The organism is Mycobacterium sp. NPDC003449 (assembly GCF_053588415.1).
This window is the reverse complement of the sequence record NZ_JBSFPX010000179.1, coordinates 1-15,554: the sequence shown is the minus strand read 5'-3', so window position 1 is coordinate 15,554 and position 15,554 is coordinate 1. Positions and strand designations below refer to the sequence as shown.

The following is a 15,554-nucleotide window of genomic DNA, read 5'->3' as shown; positions in this document are numbered from 1 at the left end:
CGGTGGTGCGCCGACAAGACCAAGGTCGAGGTGCTGGACCTGTTGGAAAAGGCGAGAATGCCTGCCGCGCCGCTGCATTCCACCCAGGATGTGCTGGACGACCCACATGTGCGGGCGATGGGCTACCTGCAGCGGGTGGCCTTCCCCGGCGCGGCCCGTGATGTGCCGATCGTCGAAACCCCGTTCCGGATGTCGGCGACACCCGGCACGATCCGTCGTCGTGCTCCGCTGCTCGGTGAGCACACCGGCGAGGTGCTGGGCGAGCTGGGTTACGACGCCGACGAGATCGCGAAGCTTCGGGACGACGCGATCGTGTGAGTCGTCCCCGTCGGGGCGCCCGGTCAGCGATCGAAAAGTCGCGCCAGCGCGGTCATATCGACCTTCCCGCTGGAGAGCATCGGCAGATCGGCGGGCCGGCGCGAGGCGAACAATCGCGGAACCTTGTACGCCGAGAGACGTGATCGCAGCCCGGCCCGCACCGCGGCCAGATCGACGGGCTCGTCGGTGACGATGACGGCCGCGACCAGCTGCCCGCGCTCGTCATCGGGCACTCCGAGTACGTGCGCGGTGAATCCCATTGCCGCCAGGGCCGTCTCGACCTCCGCCGGTGTCACATTGGCCCCTGACGTCTTGATCATCGCGCCGGCCCGGCCCAGAAAGTAGAGGAACCCGTCGTGATCGACGCGGACCAGGTCACCCGTGTGAAACCAGCCGTCGGCGTCGAAACACTCTTCGCGGCCGCGGCCGTAGTAACCCTGCATGACGTTGGGTCCACGGATACAGAGTTCGGCCGAGTCCAGTACTTTCGTCTCGACACCCGGCGCGGGCCTGCCGTAGGAGCCTCGACGGTGTTCGGGCTGATCGCGCTCGTCCCCGTCGATCGACACGATGCTGCCGGCCTCGGTCATACCCAACATGTTGTGGCGCAGTTCGGGATCGGCGGGCCGGACGGTCGGGTCCATGATCGCGTACAGGTTGCCGCGGCGGGCCGAGAATCGACGGGTGGGGTAACTGGGATGGCGGGCCAGATGTGCGATGCCCGCAGCGAATCCGTTGGTCAGGGTGGGCTGCTCGGCCTCCAGCAGGTCGAGTGTGGCGGCCGGGTCGGTGGCGTTCGAACAGACCAGCGTGGCACCGGCGACCATCGTGGCCAGCAGCCCGAACGCGAAACCGCCGATCCAGAAGAACGGTGAGTTGCAGAACAGGGTGTCGGCCGAGGTCAGCCCGCGGATGCGGTTGAGGTGGCGTTGATGCTCGATCAGCGATGCATGGGTGTGCACCGCACCTTTCGGGGACCCGGTGGAGCCGGAGGTGTAGATGATCGACATCGGGTCGTCGCCGTCCACCGCGTCTTCCAGCTCGGCCAGCGGCGGCTCGTCGGCGTGTGGCATCTCGAACAGCGTATGCCGCAGACCCGGGGCGTCGACAGCGGCCAGGCGCTCGACGTAGTCGTGATTGCGGTAGCCGCGCGCTGCCAGCAGGATCGCGGTATCGCTGTCGCACAACTGGGTCTGCAGCTCGGCCGCGGTCAGGAAGGTGGAGTACGGGACCACCACGGCGCCGATTCTCGCCGCGGCCAGCATGGCCACCACGAAGTCGACACCGTTGGGGTACAGCAGCCCGACGTGGGTGCCCTTGCCGGCACCGAGCCCGATCAGGCCACGGGCCACCGCCGCCGACCGCACATCGGCCTCGGCGTAACTGATCCGCTCCCCGTCGCAGACGAGCAGTGGGTGATCCCCGCGCTCGCGCAGCAATGCGGCCGGCGAATCAGACACCGGCTGAGAAGTGTTCGCGGACTGCGCCGAGATCGGCCTTACCCGAGGGGGTTCGGGGGATCGTGTCGACGATCGAGATCTCGGTGGGAATCTCGTAGCGGGCCAACCTCGCCTGTAGGAAGTCGGTCAGCTCCGCCTCGCTGACGGCGCCATGCAGTTCCACCATGGCGACCGGGGTCTCGCCCAGTCGGTCGTCGGGCCTTCCGATGACGGCAGCACCTCGGACCGCCGGGTGGCTTTCGAGTGCCGTGCGGATATCGTCGGGCATCACCTTGAAACCGCCCCGGATGATGGCCTGGTCGGCGCGGCCGAGAATCCACACAAAGCCGTCGGCATCGATCCGCGCCAGGTCGGTGGTGCGCATCCACTCGGCGCCCGCGCCCAGCTGCGCCGGTATCACTTCGAGGAGACCCTGCGCGTCCGGCCCGAGTGGATTGCCGTCGTCGTCCACGACCCGCAGGCGTGCCCCCGGATTGGCCCGGCCCACACTGCCGCGTTTGTCTTTCCAGTACTTCTGGTGGTCGGCGAGGGTCCAGCCGGCCACCCCGCCGCCGAATTCGGTGGCGGCGTACGAGGTCAGCACCGGGATGCCGAACTTCTCGGTGAAGGCGTCGGCATCGTCGGCCGACAGCGGCGCGGTACCGGAGGTGACCGCGCGGATACCGGTGAGGTCGTCGCGGGTGAGTTCGGAGTGCAGCACCATGCGCAGTGCGGCCGGCACCAGTGACACCGCCCGCGGCCGGTGCTCGCGGACGGCGTCGGCCCAGCGCTGAAGCTCGAATTTGGGCAGTAGCACCAATGGCCGGGCCTCGGCGACACACAGCAGCACCCGGAACACCCCGCCGACATGCACCAGCGGGGAGTTGACGATCGCCACCCCGCGCCGCAGTTCGGTTGGTGCCGGGGCATTCTCGGGATCACGACCGATGACGCTGCGGGCCAGCATGTCATAGGTCAGATCGACCCGTTTGGGTGGGCCGGTGGTGCCGCTGGTCAGCATCCACACCGCGACACCCGGACGCCCGACGTCGTCGGACGGGCTCCTGGCGGGGGTGATGACCGGATCGGTGTCGAGATCGGAGATCTCAATCGTCGTGGTCGAGGGGGAGGGCGTCGTCAGGGCCGCGACGTCCTCGGCCAGACCGATCAGCACCGGCAGGGCGAGGGATTCGATGTCGGCGCGGGTGCGCTGGTCACCGCGGGACGGGTTGATCACCACGACGGTGCCGCCCGCGGCCAGCACCCCGAGCAGGGCCGCCACATGGGCCGGTCGATTGCGCAGCATGATCCCGACCCGTGTTCCGGACGACACCGCGCCGAGGTGCCGCGCCAGCGCTGCGACCTGGCCCCAGGTGTGCCACCGGCCGTCGTACTGGATCGCCCGTGCGGCCGGATCCAGGTCGAGAACATCGGCGATGCGTCGTGAAAGCGGATGGGCCATCAACGGATCCGGGGCGGCGTCTTGGCCAGGGGCCGGTCGGCGAGTTCGGCCTTGGCGATCGGGTTGCCCAGCCGGGTGTAGATGAGGCCCTGGTCCATGGCGGCCCGGTAGGGCTTGTCCAGGGATTCCCAGATGGCCTTCACGGTGCCCTGGGTGGCGGTCGGCGGCTTGGCGGCGATGGTGGCGGCGATCTCCTGAGCGCGGTCCCACAGCCGATCCCTGGTCACCACCTCGGTGACCAGCCCGATCCGCAGTGCGGTGTCGGCTCCCACCCGTTCGTCGTTGCCCATCAACGCCATCCGCAGCGTGTCACCGAGCCCGACCCGGCGCATCAGGCCGATCGGCTCCAATGCCGACACCAGTCCGGCACTGACATGGGAATCGAAGAATGTGGCCTCCTGCGAGCAGATCACCACATCGGCCTCGTTGACGAAGTACAGCGCCCCCGCGGTGCACATGCCCTGCACGGCGCACACCACCGGCTTCCACATTTTCTGCCACTTGGGGCTGAGCAGTTCACCGGGATCCTCGTGATTCCACACGATCTCGGGCTGTCCGTAACTGGACCTCACGTCCAGCCCGGCGCTGAACGCTCGGTCGCCCGCGGCCCGCAGCACCACAGCGTTGATTGCCTCGTCGTCCTTGATGGCATGCCAGGCATCGCGCATCTCGGTGCACATGGTGCGGTTGAACGAGTTCAGCGATTCGGGCCGGTTCAGCGTCACCGTGGCGACACGAGTGACGCGGTCGGTCTCCAGAAGAATGGTGTCCATCAGCGCGCCTGCCAGTTGGGCTTGCGCTTTTCGGTGAAAGCCCGCGGGCCCTCCAGCGCGTCCTCGGTGCGGACCACCCGCTCACGGAACGTCTCGGCCAGGATCTCGCCCTCGTGCAGCGGCAGATCCAGGGTTTTGTGGATGGCCAGCCGGGTTCCCCGGACGGCCAGCGGCGCATTGAGATTCACCGTGTCGGCGATCTCGTTGGCCCGTTCGAGCAGCTTGTCGTGTTCGACGATCTCGGTAATCAGCCCGAGCTCGTAGGCGCGCTCGACGGTCATGCGTTCGTGCTTGCCCATCAACGCCATCCGCAGTGCCACCGAGCGTGGGAGCGCCCTGGCCAACCGCACCATCTCGCGGGCGGCGACCAGGCCGATGCTCACATGCGGGTCGAAGAACGTCGCCTTGTCCGAGGCGATCACGATATCGCCGGTGGTGACCCAGTCCAGCCCGGCACCGCAGCAGATTCCGTTGATCGCCACCACGACCGGCTTGGCCATCGTGCGAAACGGCGGGGTGCCCTCCTGCGGGGCCTCCCACTGCTCGTAGGTGGACAGGTAGGGCCGCTCGTTGAGGACCTTGCCGTCGCCGGGGATCTCCTTGACGTCGGCGCCGGTGCAGAACGCCCGTCCGGTGGCGGTGACGATCATCAGCCAGATGTTGTCGTCATTCTCGGCTTCGGCATACGCGGCCCGCAGTTCGGTGATCATGTGCGGGGACAGCGCGTTGAGCGCGTCGGGCCGGTTCATCGTGATGGTGGCCTTGTGACCGTCCACCTCGTACTTGATCGTGTCGTAGGTCATGGATACCTTTCATCGGCCCTGGAAGTCCGGGTCGCGACGTTCCCGGAACGCGGCCAGGCCTTCCTTGAAATCAGCGCTGCGGCAGGAGAGTTCCAGGTTGGACAGCTCCTGGTTCATGGACTCGGTCAGGCTCGAATGCTGGCCGTGGGCGATCGCCCGTTTGGCCAGCCCGATCGCCACGGTCGGCCCGGCGGCCAGCCGGGTCAGGAGTTGATCGACCGCCGCGTCCAGGTCGCCTGCCGGTACCGCGCCGTGGATCATCCCCCAGTCGGCGGCCTGCGTCCCGTCGACCTTTTCACCGAGCAGCAGCATGCGCTTGGCCCGCGCCACCCCGGCCAGCCGCGGTAGAAGCCAACTCGCCCCGGAGTCCGGGGTGAAACCGCGGCTCATGAACGGCTCCCAGAACGTGGCTTCGGTGTCGGCGATCGTGAAGTCGGCGGCCAGGGCCAGGTTGCAGCCGAGACCCACCGCCCAGCCGCGCACCGCGCACACCACCGGCAGTTGGATGGTGGCGATCAGTTCGATGATCCGGTGCGCGGTGTGCGGGACCCGCCGGACCAGATCACCGGTGCGTGGGCGCTGCCCGGTGCTGTTGGTGGCGACCCAGTCGGCCCCCGCGCAGAAGTCCTTACCGGTTCCGGTGATGGCGACGGCCCGCAGCGAGTCGTCGTAGGCGGCCGCAGACAACGTGGCGACCATGCTGTCGATCATGCTGTGATTCAAGGAATTGCGCCGCGACGGCCGGTCGAGAGTGATGTGCAGGACGGCCCCGTCCCTGGACGTCGACAGCGCGTCGTCGCTCACCCGGATCCGCCTCCCGTAGCCATACAGTTGCCCATACAGTAGACGATGCGATTGCTATCCTGTACAAGTTAGCAAGGAAAGGCCGTCGACGGAACGGTGGAGGGTGCTGTGCCGGCAGATCGGATACGCCAACCTCGGGTGGCCGAGATCGTGGCGTCCAAGCTGCGCGACGACATCCTGTCCGGTCGCCTGCGTGAGGGCGACATCCTGCCCACCCAGGAGAGCCTGTTCGGCGAGTTCGGGGTCAGCCCGCCCGCCTTGCGCGAGGCCGTTCATCTGCTGGAGACCGACGGGTTGATCTCGGTGCGTCGCGGAAACGTCGGCGGCGCCGTGGTGCGGATGCCGTCGGCCGACCGCACCGCGCACATGCTCGGCATGGTGCTGCAGACCCGCGCCGCCACGCCCGCCGACGTGAGTGAGGCCCTGCTGCGCCTGGAACCGATCTGCGCGGGGATGTGTGCGGACCGGGCGGATCGAGGGACCGAGGTGGTGCCCTATCTGCTGGCCGAGATTGACCTGCAGACAGCGCAGTTCGAGGACGCGTCGCAGTATGTGCCGAACGCCCGGCGGTTCCACGAGGCGTTGGTGTCCCGGTGCGGCAATGAACCGATGATTCTGCTGATCGGTTCGCTGGAGCTGATCTGGTCCACGCACGAGTCCTCGGTGTGGACCGGTGAGGGCGAAGGGATGAGCCGCAGGACGATGCGGGCCGCGTTGCGCGATCACCGGCGGTTGCTCGAGGCGATCGCCGACGGCGACTCGGCCAGGGCGACCACCCTGGCCGCCGACCATCTCTCCGCCGCGCGGCGCACCACTCTGGCCGCGGGCAACGACAAAACCATTGAAGCGAGGTTGATTTCGAATGACAGATGACCGGGTGCTGTTCGAGGTCGATGCGGACCACCGCATCGCCACCATCACGCTCAACAATCCCGCGCGGCGCAACTCGTACGACGCCGCGATGCGCGATGAGGTCGCCCGCTGTCTGGACATCGTCGCCGACGATGACGATCTCACCGTGGTGTTACTGCGCGGCGCCGAAGGCGTATTCAGCACCGGGGCCGATATGAACAATGCCTACGGCTGGTACGGCGCGAAAGAAGGACAGCCGAGGAAGTCCCGGCCGAGTCAGCGCCGTCGCCTGACCGTCGACCGCAAGTCGTTCGGCTTCTATCACAACTTCATGGGCTTCCCGAAGGTCACGGTCGGCGAGATCGGCGGGTACGCGCTGGGCGGCGGATTCGAGCTGGCGTTGATGACCGATATCTCGGTGATCGCCCGCGACACCAGGATCGGCATGCCGGCCACCAGGTTCCTCGGACCCGCACTCGGCAGCCTGCACATGTTCTTCCACCGGCTGGGCCCGGTGCTGGCCCGGCGGATGCTGTTGACCGGCGACATCGTCGAGGCCGGGTCGATCGAGCACCTCGGGATTTTCACCGAGACCTGTGATGCCGCGCAGGTTCCCGCGCGGGCCCGGTACTGGGCGCAGAAGGCGTCGAAGATGCCCGCCGACGGCGTGGTGATCGCCAAGGAGGCGTTCCGGCTCGTCGAGCAGAGCCAGGCCTACCAGGGCGAGGAGGTCGCCGGCTACCTGTTCCACGCCTACGGCACCAACCTGCAGTTCTCCCCGGGCGAGTTCAACTTTGTCAAGACCCGCGCCGAGCACGGGACCAAGGAGGCGTTCCGGCTGCGCGACGAACATTTCCACGTGCCCGAACCGCAGTGACCCGGAACCTGGTACCGTTACATCAAACGCGTAAATCGTAAAGGTTGGATCTCATGGGAACACCCGTCATCGTGGGCGCCGCCCGCACCGCCATCGGCCGCTCCTTCAAGGGCGCCCTGGTCAACACCCCGCCCGAAACCCTCATCACCACGGTGCTGCCCGAGGTGGTGCGCCGCGCGGGTATCGCTCCGGAAGCCATCGACGATCTGATCTTCGCCGAATCCAACTACGGCGGGGGCGATCTGGCCCGCTATGCCGCCGACGCGCTCGGCTGGCAGTCGGTGCCGGGCCAGGCCGTCAACCGCCATTGTGCGGGCTCGCTGACCGCGATCGGCAACGCGTCGGCGCAGATCGGTTCCGGGATGGAACGCGTGGTCGTCGCCGGCGGTGTGCAGTCACTGTCGATGTCGCCGCTGGTCAAGTGGCGGGTACCCGGGTTCGGGCCGGAGATCGAGTTCATCGAGCCCTGGATGACGCCGACCCACGTCGAGACTCCGGACGCCCCCATGCGCGACATGTCGATCACCGTCGGCTGGAACACCGCGCAGGCCGCCGGTATCACGCGCGAGGAGATGGACGCCTGGGCCGCGCGTTCGCACCAACGTGCGGTCGCGGCGATCGACGCCGGCAAGTTCGTCGACGAGATCGTGCCGCTCAAGGTGGCCCAGCCGGACGGTTCGGTGACCGAGTTCACCGTCGACGAGCACCCGCGCCGCGACACCACGGCCGAGAAACTGGCCGGCCTCAAAGTCCTGCACCCGGAGATCGACGGGTTCTCCATCACCGCGGGCAACAGCAGCGGCACCAACGATGCTGCCGCTGCTGTCGCGTTGGTCGACGCGGATTACGCCGCGGCCGAGAACCTGAGTGTGCTGGCCACGGTCAAGGCCTGGGCTTCTGTCGGTGTCCCGGCACGTGATACCGGGCTTGGCGGTGTCAAGGTGATCGGCAAAGTGCTGGAGCGGGCCGGGCTGCGGCCGTCCGATGTGGCGCTGTGGGAGATCAACGAGGCATTCGCCTCGGTGCCGATCGCGGCCTGCCGCGAGTACGGCCTCGACGAGGAGAAGGTGAACTTCTCCGGCAGCGGCTGCAGCCTGGGTCATCCGATTTCGGCGTCAGGCGCTCGCATGGTCACCACGCTGGTCTACGAACTGCAGCGCAGCGGCGGCGGTATCGGGGTGGCCGCGATGTGCGCAGGCGGCGGTCAGGGTGGTGCGGTCGTCGTCGAGGTGTAGGTCTGACGTGCCGAATGTGAGGTTGTTGTCGAGAAATCAATGATTCCTCGACAACAACCTCACATTCGGCTCAGCTGGCGGCGGCCTTGCGCCGGGCGGCCTTCTTGGGCTTTCCGGCGCTCGCCTCGATCTGGCCGGCGGCGTGATCGAGGATGCACTTCAGGCCGTACTCGAAGTTCTTCTCGTCCGCGGCGCCGATCCGGTGCCCCTCCCCGGTGACCTGGGCGAGCAGCGGCGTGACCTCCCGGTCGATCACCATGGTCTCCTCGTAATCGCCCGGCGCGTTGTCGTTGGCCCGGTTCTTCTCGTAGAGGCGGTGCAGCACCACCGATCCGCGGACATGCACCGACACCGCCGAATAGGTGTCGAATGCGTCCTCGACCGAAAGCCCGGCCTCGACCAGGCCTGCGATGGCGGTCTCCATCTCCTGTACACCCAGGCGGGCGGCCCTGGCGCTGAGCGCCGAGCGGATCAGCACCAGGTCACACAGAATGGGATTGCCCATGAAGGCTTTTCGCATGGACCGGGCGTGGTTGGCCAAGGATTCCCGCCAGTCCCTGGCTTCGACGTAGGGGGTCGCGACGACGAACTCCCGCAGCGCACGGTCGGTCATCGCATTGAGCAGGTCGTCCTTCTTGCGGAAGTACCAGTAGATGCTCGTGACGCCGACCCCGAGATGCTTGCCCAGCAACGGCATGCTCAGATTGTCGATCGAGACCTGCTCGGCAAGCTCGAACGCACCTTTGATGATGTCTTCGGGATTGATGGAACCGCGTTCGCGCCGTTGGCGTTTCACGGCGGTCGGTTGCTTTGCCACTACGGGCACCTCCATCAAGGTCGATACTGCCGGAGCAGTTCTCGCGCCGCGGGCCTACGCCACCGAATTTACCGTCGGCTACCGCCTGAACTGCACCTATGTGCGCGTGTCGTCGGGTGTTGTCACCGTCAACCTTACCGGTAGCCATCCCGTCGCTCCGCTCTACACTCGACCCTGAGCCGTCGCTCGGCAGCGCCGGCCCAGGATTCGGGTTATTACTGTAATCCCTATAGTAGGGTTTTCCGGGGTATTCGGCCGCGAGTGAAGGGACAGCGATGTCGGAGGTAGTTCTGCGGGAGCGCCAGGGTAGGACGCTCATCATCACGATCAATCGTCCGGAAGCGCGCAATGCGTTCAACCTCGCGGTGGCCCAGGGACTGGCCGATGCCGTGGACGAACTCGACGGCACTCAGGATCTGTCGGTGGCGATCATCACCGGGGCGGGCGGCAACTTCTGCGCGGGCATGGATCTCAAGGCATTCGCCTCCGGTGAGCTGCCCCATGTACCCGGCCGCGGCATCGGCTTCACCGAGCGGCCGCCCCGCAAACCGCTCATCGCCGCGGTCGAGGGCTATGCGCTGGCCGGCGGCACCGAGATCGTGCTCGCCACCGATCTGGTGGTGGCATCCAAGGCGGCCAAGTTCGGCATCCCCGAGGTCAAACGTGGCCTGGTCGCCGCGGGTGGCGGGCTGCTGCGGCTGCCCAAGCGCATCCCCTATCAGAAGGCCCTGGAGTTGGCCCTCACCGGCGACAACTTCACCGCCGAGGAGGCCGCGGCGTGGGGATTCGTCAACAAACTGACCGAGCCGGGCGAGGCGTTGGCCGGGGCGGTCGAGCTGGCCGAGCGCATCACGGCGAACGGCCCGCTGGCGGTGGCGGTGACCAAGGAGATCATCACCAAATCGGCGGGCTGGCCCGAGGATGAGATGTGGAGCAAACAGGGGGAGTTGATCACCCCGGTGTTCTCGTCTAAGGATGCGATCGAGGGTGCGACGGCATTCGCCGAGAAGCGCGCACCCAACTGGACCGGTTCCTGAGAACCGATTCGCGATGGATCTCGGATTGCGGGACGCGGCCACCGTTGTCGTCGGCGGTGCCCGCGGGATGGGTTTGGCCACCGCGCAGTGCCTCGCCGATGACGGCGCACGGGTGGCCGTCGTCGGCAGATCCGCGGGCGCCCTGGATGCGGCCGTGGCGGACCTGGCCCGCAGGGGCAGCCCGGATGCGGTGGCCGTCGTCGCCGATACCGGCGACCCGGCCCAGGTCGAGCGGGCGTTCGCCCAGATCGGGGAGCGCTGGTCGGGTGAACTCAACGCACTGGTCAACACGGTCGGGCCCGGTGCGGCGGGAAACTTCGAACAGCTCACCGACGATCAGTGGCAGCAGGCGTTCGACGCCGGGCTGATGGGCATGGTGCGGTGTGTGCGGGCCGCTCTGCCGTTGCTGCGCAAGGCGCGATGGGCCCGGATCGTCAACTTCTCGGCGCACTCCACGCAGCGGCAGAGTGCGCGTCTGCCGGCCTACACGGCGGCCAAGTCGGCGCTCAACAGCGTCTCGAAGAATCTCTCGCTGTCGCTGGCGCCCGACCAGATCCTGGTCAACGTGGTCTCACCGGGCAGTGTCTCGTCGGAAGCGCTGCTGGCGTGGGCGGATTCGGTCGGCGTCGACGGCAGCGACCCGTACCGGCTGATGACCGCCATCGGCGAGCATTTCGGCCATCCGGCACATCTGCCCCGGGCCGGAATGCCCGGCGAGGTCGGGCCGGTCGCCGCGTTCCTGGCCTCGCGGCGCAACTCGTACATGACCGGTGCGAACGTCAACGTGGACGGCGGTTCAGACTTCATCTGAGGAGTGCGGTATGGCGACGGCGGCCGAAGCTCGGGAGTGGGCCGGAACGGCCCTGCGGGGTATCGGGGATTCGCTCTACACCCCGTTGTGCGGCACCGATGGTGACCATATCGACTGGGCCGCCTACCGCGACCTGGTGCGCTACTGCGTCGGCGACCTCGGACACCAGATGCTCTGGTGTACCAGCGGTTTGGCCGAGTTCTGGGCGCTGACCATCGACGAGCGCAAGCGCCTGCTGGAAGTCGCCGTCCAGGAGGGACGCCGGGCCGCCCCGGACGTCGTGGTGCAGTCCTGTACGGCGGCGACCTCGGCCAAGGACTGCCTCGAGCTCACCCGGCATGCGCAGCAGGCCGGCGCGGACATCGTCTACATCCAGACCCCGATGATGGAAACCCACGGTGGCGAAGGGGTGCTCCGGTTCTTTCGCTACATCGCCGATCGGACCGATATCGCGCTGGGCATGTTCAACTCACCGTCCTCGGGCTATGTGCTGACGCCGGAGGAAAGCGCCCGGATCGCCGAGGCGATCCCGGCGGTGTGCGCCACCAAGGAGGGCGCGTTCCGGCCCGCGGCGAGCCGTCGGCTGCACGAACTCGCACCGGATCTGGTCATCTGGGAATGCGACACCACGGTGTATCGCGCCGGATGGTTGCGTGACGGCATCGTCGCCCCGGCCCAACTGGGCACCGCGGGGTATCTCTACGAGACCCCGCGGCGGAAGATCTTCACCGAGTACTGGGACCTGGTCTACGCCGACCAACTCGTCGAGGCCATGGACTTCGCGCGGGAATCCGGGCTCGACCGGTTCGGGCTGGACCTGGGGCCGTGGTTCACCTGTTATCCGGGCCGGCCCGACTACTTCACCCACTGGGCTGGCGCCTTCAAGTATGCGGCCTCGGTGCTGGGGCTGCCGATCGGTGACTACCCGCATTCCCGGCCGCCGCAGGCGCAGCTGCCGCAGGCGGCGAAGGATCAGATCGAAGCGGCGTACCGGAAGCTCGGTCTGATCGACTCCTGACATCGGCTTTGCGCTGGTCGCGGTCGGATACCAGGCTTGCAGAATGCACTACCGATAGGTATACAGTAAGTATGCCCGAACGGTTGGGAGACACCGCGTGACCGCAGAAGCGCAGGCGACGGAGGAGGCGGTCCGCTACCACGTCACCGAGACCGGCGTCGCCATCGTCACGCTCAACCGGCCGGAACGGCTGAACTCGTGGGGCGCCGACATCTCCGCCGGGGTGTATGCGAGTTTCGATCGCGCCGAAGCCGATCCGGCGGTGCGGGCGATCGTGTTGACCGGCAGCGGCAAGGGATTCTGCGCGGGCGCGTACATGGGCTCCATGGCGGCGCTCGGCGAGTCGATCAAAGCCGACACCGATGTCAGCAAGATCGTCGGCGAACGTCATCCGCACTTCCTGACGGCGCTGCGCACACCCGTCGTCGCCGCGATCAACGGCGCCTGCGTCGGGATCGGCCTCACCCACGCGCTGATGTGCGATGTCCGGTTCGCGGCGGCCGGGGCCAAGTTCGCCACCGCCTTCCCCCGGCGGGGTCTGATCGCCGAGTACGGCATCACCTGGATCCTGCCGAGGCTGGCCGGCTGGGGTGTCGCGGCCGACCTGCTGCTGAGTGGACGCACCTTCCACGCCGAGGAAGCCGCGCGGCTCGGCCTGGTGAAAGAGGTTGTGGCGCCGCAAGACCTGTTGCCCCGGGCGCTGGAGTACGCCGAAGACCTGGCCCGCAACTGCTCCCCGGCCTCGATGGCCGTGATCAAGGGTCAGCTCTACGGCGACGCCAATGACAACGTCGTCGACGTCAGTGACCGGGCCGAGAAACTGATGCACGAGTCGATGGTGCGGCCCGACCTCATCGAGGGCATCACCGCATTCTTCGAGAAACGGTCCCCCAATTTCCCACCCCTGAAAGGTGATTGACATGACCGAAACCCCAGAGCGGCTGCCGTACCTCGCCGTTGACGTCGACAATCACTACTACGAGCCGATCGATGCGTTCACCCGGCACCTGCCGAAGGAATTCAGGAGCCGCGGTGTGCAGATGGTGCAGGACGGTAAACGGACCCTGGCGCTGTTCGGCGGCACGGTCAACCACTTCATCCCCAACCCGACGTTCGACCCGATCATCGAACCGGGCTGCCTGGACCTGCTGTTCCGGGGCGAGATTCCCGAGGGTGTCGACCCGGCATCGCTGATGAAGGTGGACCGGCTCTCCGAACACCCCGAGTATCAGAACCGCGACGCCCGGGTGAAGGTACTGGACCGGCAGCGCCTCGAATCCGTGTTCATGCTGCCGACATTCGCCTGCGGTGTGGAGGAGGGGCTCAAACACGATGTCGAGGCCACGATGGCCTCGGTGCATGCCTTCAACCTGTGGCTGGACGAGGACTGGGGATTCGATCGGCCCGACGGCCGATTCCTTGCGGCGCCGATCATTTCGCTGGCCGATCCGGTGAAGGCGGTCGGGGAAGCCGAGTTCGTGATCGGCCGTGGCGCCAAGCTGGTGTGTGTGCGGCCCGCCCCGGTGCCCGGCGAGGTCGGGCCGCGGTCGCTGGGCGACCCGGTGCATGATCCGGTGTGGGCCCGGCTGGCCGAGGCCGGTGTCGCCGTGGTCTTCCATCTGTCCGACTCCGGGTACATGGCGGTCCCGGCGTTGTGGGGCGGCAGCGGCGTCTTCAAGGGATTCGGCAAACGCGATCCGCTCGACATGGTGATCATGGACGACCGCGCGATCCACGACACGATGGCCTCGATGATCGTGCACCAGGTGTTCACCCGGCATCCCACCCTCAAGGTGTGCAGCATCGAGAACGGCTCGTACTTCGTCTACCGGCTGATCAAGCGACTGAAGAAGGCGGCCAACAACGCGCCATATCACTTCAAGGAGGATCCGGTCGAGCAGTTGCGCAACAACGTGTGGATCGCGCCGTACTATGAGGACGATGTGAAACTCCTCGCCGACACCATCGGTGTCGACAAGATCCTGTTCGGCTCGGACTGGCCGCACGGAGAGGGGCTGGCCGACCCGACCACGTTCACCGCCGATATCCCGCAGTTCCCCGAGTTCAGCGCCGAGGACACCCGGAAGGTCATGCGCGACAATGCCCTTGAACTGCTCGGGGACCCGACCAGGACCGCGCCCGGTGTCGCCGGTCTGGTGTCGGCGTAGCGCCCGTCCATGGCCGAATGGACGATCGGTGCCGTCGTCGACGCCATCGCCGATGCGGTACCCGACCGGGAGATGACGGTCTGCGGCGGCCGCCGCACCACCTTCGCGCAGGGAGCCGAGCTGACCCGCAGGCTGGGGAACTTCCTGGCCTCCCGCGGTCTGGGGGCGCGGCGGGAGCGTCGAGACCTGAACCGCTGGGAGTGCGGTCAGGACGTCGTCGCTCTCGTCATGCACAACGACCTGTACCCGGAGACGGTGATCGGCTGCCTCAAGGCGCGGACCGTCCCGGTGAACGTCAACTATCACTATTCGCCGGCTGAGGTCGCCGACCTGCTCACCTACCTGCGGCCCCGCGCGGTGATCTACCACCGCTCGCTGGGGGCCAAGTTCGCCGAGGTGCTCGGTCACGGTGTGGCCGAGCTGTTCATCTGCGTCGACGACGGCGACGGTGCCGAGCTGCCGGGTTCGGTCGCCCTGGAAGACGCTCTGACACAGGGGGAGACCGAGCAGCGCAACCCCGGATCGCCCGACGATCTGCTGATGGTCTGCACGGGCGGGACCACGGGGCGGCCCAAGGGGGTCATGTGGCGCCAGGGCGACATCTACGTGTCGTCGATGAACGGTGCCGATCACGATCAGGTGAGTGAGATCCACCAGAAGGTGGCCAACGCCGGCCCGCCCTGGTTCGCGGTGTCCCCGCTCATGCACGCGGCCGGGATGTGGACGGCGTTCTCGGGGCTGCTGTCCGGGCAGACCGTGGTGCTGCACGACACCAAAGGGCGTTTCGACCCGCGCGCGGTACTCGAAACCGCGCAACGCGAGAAGATCGGGTTGATGACCATGGTCGGAGACGCCTACGCCGCACCACTGGTGGAGGAGCTGGGCCTGCGCTCCTACGACCTGTCCGCGATGTTCGCGATCGGCACTGGCGGGGCGGCCACCAACCCGAAACATCAACGGGCACTTCTGGAATACATTCCGCAGATCACCATCATCAACGGATTCGGCTCCTCAGAGACCGGCAATATGGGCTTCGGCCACACCAGGCGTGAAACCCCGACCGCGGAGACCTTCCAACTGCGGGCCGGTGGACTGGTGCTCGCCGACGACTATTCCCGCTTCCTGCATCCCGGCGACCAG

General features: G+C 67.2%; 16 protein-coding genes. 10 read left to right on the top strand and 6 right to left on the bottom strand.

The genetic code is table 11. The features are described 5' to 3' along the window. The coding region (locus ACWDTP_RS31165) for a CoA transferase (protein WP_450027072.1) at positions 1 to 318 on the top strand (318 nt) is incomplete at its 5' end. Between the two features lie 23 nt (positions 319 to 341). Here the strand turns inward: ACWDTP_RS31165 and ACWDTP_RS31160 are convergent. The 5 genes from ACWDTP_RS31160 to ACWDTP_RS31140 are packed head-to-tail and all read right to left on the bottom strand — an operon-like array spanning position 342 to position 5,599. Continuing rightward, positions 342 to 1,778, bottom strand: a complete 1,437-nt coding sequence (locus ACWDTP_RS31160) for a class I adenylate-forming enzyme family protein (RefSeq protein WP_450027071.1) — start codon at positions 1,776 to 1,778, stop codon at positions 342 to 344. Then, positions 1,771 to 3,219 (bottom strand): class I adenylate-forming enzyme family protein, encoded by a 1,449-nt coding sequence (locus ACWDTP_RS31155; RefSeq protein WP_450027070.1) that lies wholly within the window; start codon positions 3,217 to 3,219, stop codon positions 1,771 to 1,773. The genes ACWDTP_RS31160 and ACWDTP_RS31155 overlap by 8 nt, the downstream gene beginning before the upstream one ends. Beyond that, entirely contained in the window at positions 3,219 to 3,992 is a 774-nt protein-coding gene (locus ACWDTP_RS31150) for an enoyl-CoA hydratase/isomerase family protein (RefSeq protein WP_450027069.1), read from the bottom strand. Before ACWDTP_RS31150 ends, ACWDTP_RS31155 begins: the two co-directional genes overlap by 1 nt. Next, positions 3,992 to 4,795, bottom strand: a complete 804-nt coding sequence (locus ACWDTP_RS31145; RefSeq protein ID WP_450027068.1) for an enoyl-CoA hydratase/isomerase family protein — start codon at positions 4,793 to 4,795, stop codon at positions 3,992 to 3,994. Before ACWDTP_RS31145 ends, ACWDTP_RS31150 begins: the two co-directional genes overlap by 1 nt. A 9-nt stretch (positions 4,796 to 4,804) precedes the next feature. Next, a complete protein-coding gene (locus ACWDTP_RS31140) occupies positions 4,805 to 5,599 on the bottom strand; it encodes an enoyl-CoA hydratase/isomerase family protein (RefSeq protein ID WP_450027067.1) in 795 nt (264 codons plus the stop codon). Positions 5,600 to 5,707: 108 nt separating this feature from the next. Here ACWDTP_RS31140 and ACWDTP_RS31135 point away from each other — a divergent pair, with 108 nt between their 5' ends. Genes ACWDTP_RS31135 through ACWDTP_RS31125 form a run of 3 tightly spaced genes read left to right on the top strand, consistent with a single transcriptional unit; the run spans position 5,708 to position 8,563 of the window. Further along, positions 5,708 to 6,472, top strand: coding sequence for a FadR/GntR family transcriptional regulator (locus ACWDTP_RS31135; RefSeq protein WP_450027066.1), 765 nt, complete (start codon positions 5,708 to 5,710; stop codon positions 6,470 to 6,472). Next, positions 6,462 to 7,328, top strand: a complete 867-nt coding sequence (locus tag ACWDTP_RS31130; protein ID WP_450027065.1) for an enoyl-CoA hydratase/isomerase family protein — start codon at positions 6,462 to 6,464, stop codon at positions 7,326 to 7,328. The genes ACWDTP_RS31135 and ACWDTP_RS31130 overlap by 11 nt, the downstream gene beginning before the upstream one ends. A gap of 53 nt (positions 7,329 to 7,381) precedes the next feature. Further along, positions 7,382 to 8,563, top strand: a complete 1,182-nt coding sequence (locus ACWDTP_RS31125; protein WP_450027064.1) for a thiolase family protein — start codon at positions 7,382 to 7,384, stop codon at positions 8,561 to 8,563. Positions 8,564 to 8,633: 70 nt separating this feature from the next. Here ACWDTP_RS31125 and ACWDTP_RS31120 read toward each other — a convergent pair whose 3' ends face one another. Beyond that, a complete protein-coding gene (locus tag ACWDTP_RS31120; protein WP_450027063.1) occupies positions 8,634 to 9,395 on the bottom strand; it encodes a TetR/AcrR family transcriptional regulator in 762 nt (253 codons plus the stop codon). Between the two features lie 260 nt (positions 9,396 to 9,655). On the opposite strand from ACWDTP_RS31120, the gene ACWDTP_RS31115 reads away from it, so the two are divergent. The 6 genes from ACWDTP_RS31115 to ACWDTP_RS31090 all read left to right on the top strand — a co-directional run. Then, positions 9,656 to 10,417: a crotonase/enoyl-CoA hydratase family protein gene (locus ACWDTP_RS31115; protein WP_450027062.1), complete on the top strand. Its 762-nt coding sequence runs from the start codon at positions 9,656 to 9,658 to the stop codon at positions 10,415 to 10,417. A 13-nt stretch (positions 10,418 to 10,430) separates the two neighbouring features. Then, positions 10,431 to 11,228, top strand: coding sequence for an SDR family NAD(P)-dependent oxidoreductase (locus tag ACWDTP_RS31110; RefSeq protein WP_450027061.1), 798 nt, complete (start codon positions 10,431 to 10,433; stop codon positions 11,226 to 11,228). 10 nt (positions 11,229 to 11,238) lie between these two features. Further along, the gene (locus ACWDTP_RS31105) at positions 11,239 to 12,246 is read left to right on the top strand and encodes a dihydrodipicolinate synthase family protein (RefSeq protein ID WP_450027059.1); all 1,008 of its coding nucleotides are present in this window, start codon (positions 11,239 to 11,241) and stop codon (positions 12,244 to 12,246) included. Between the two features lie 97 nt (positions 12,247 to 12,343). Next, complete coding sequence (locus tag ACWDTP_RS31100; RefSeq protein WP_450027057.1) at positions 12,344 to 13,165, top strand: enoyl-CoA hydratase; 822 nt, start codon at positions 12,344 to 12,346, stop codon at positions 13,163 to 13,165. A gap of 1 nt (position 13,166) precedes the next feature. Next, positions 13,167 to 14,414, top strand: a complete 1,248-nt coding sequence (locus tag ACWDTP_RS31095; protein ID WP_450027055.1) for an amidohydrolase family protein — start codon at positions 13,167 to 13,169, stop codon at positions 14,412 to 14,414. A 9-nt stretch (positions 14,415 to 14,423) separates the two neighbouring features. Further along, positions 14,424 to 15,554, top strand: a 1,131-nt coding sequence (locus ACWDTP_RS31090) for an AMP-binding protein (RefSeq protein ID WP_450027054.1), incomplete at its 3' end; no start/stop codon positions are given.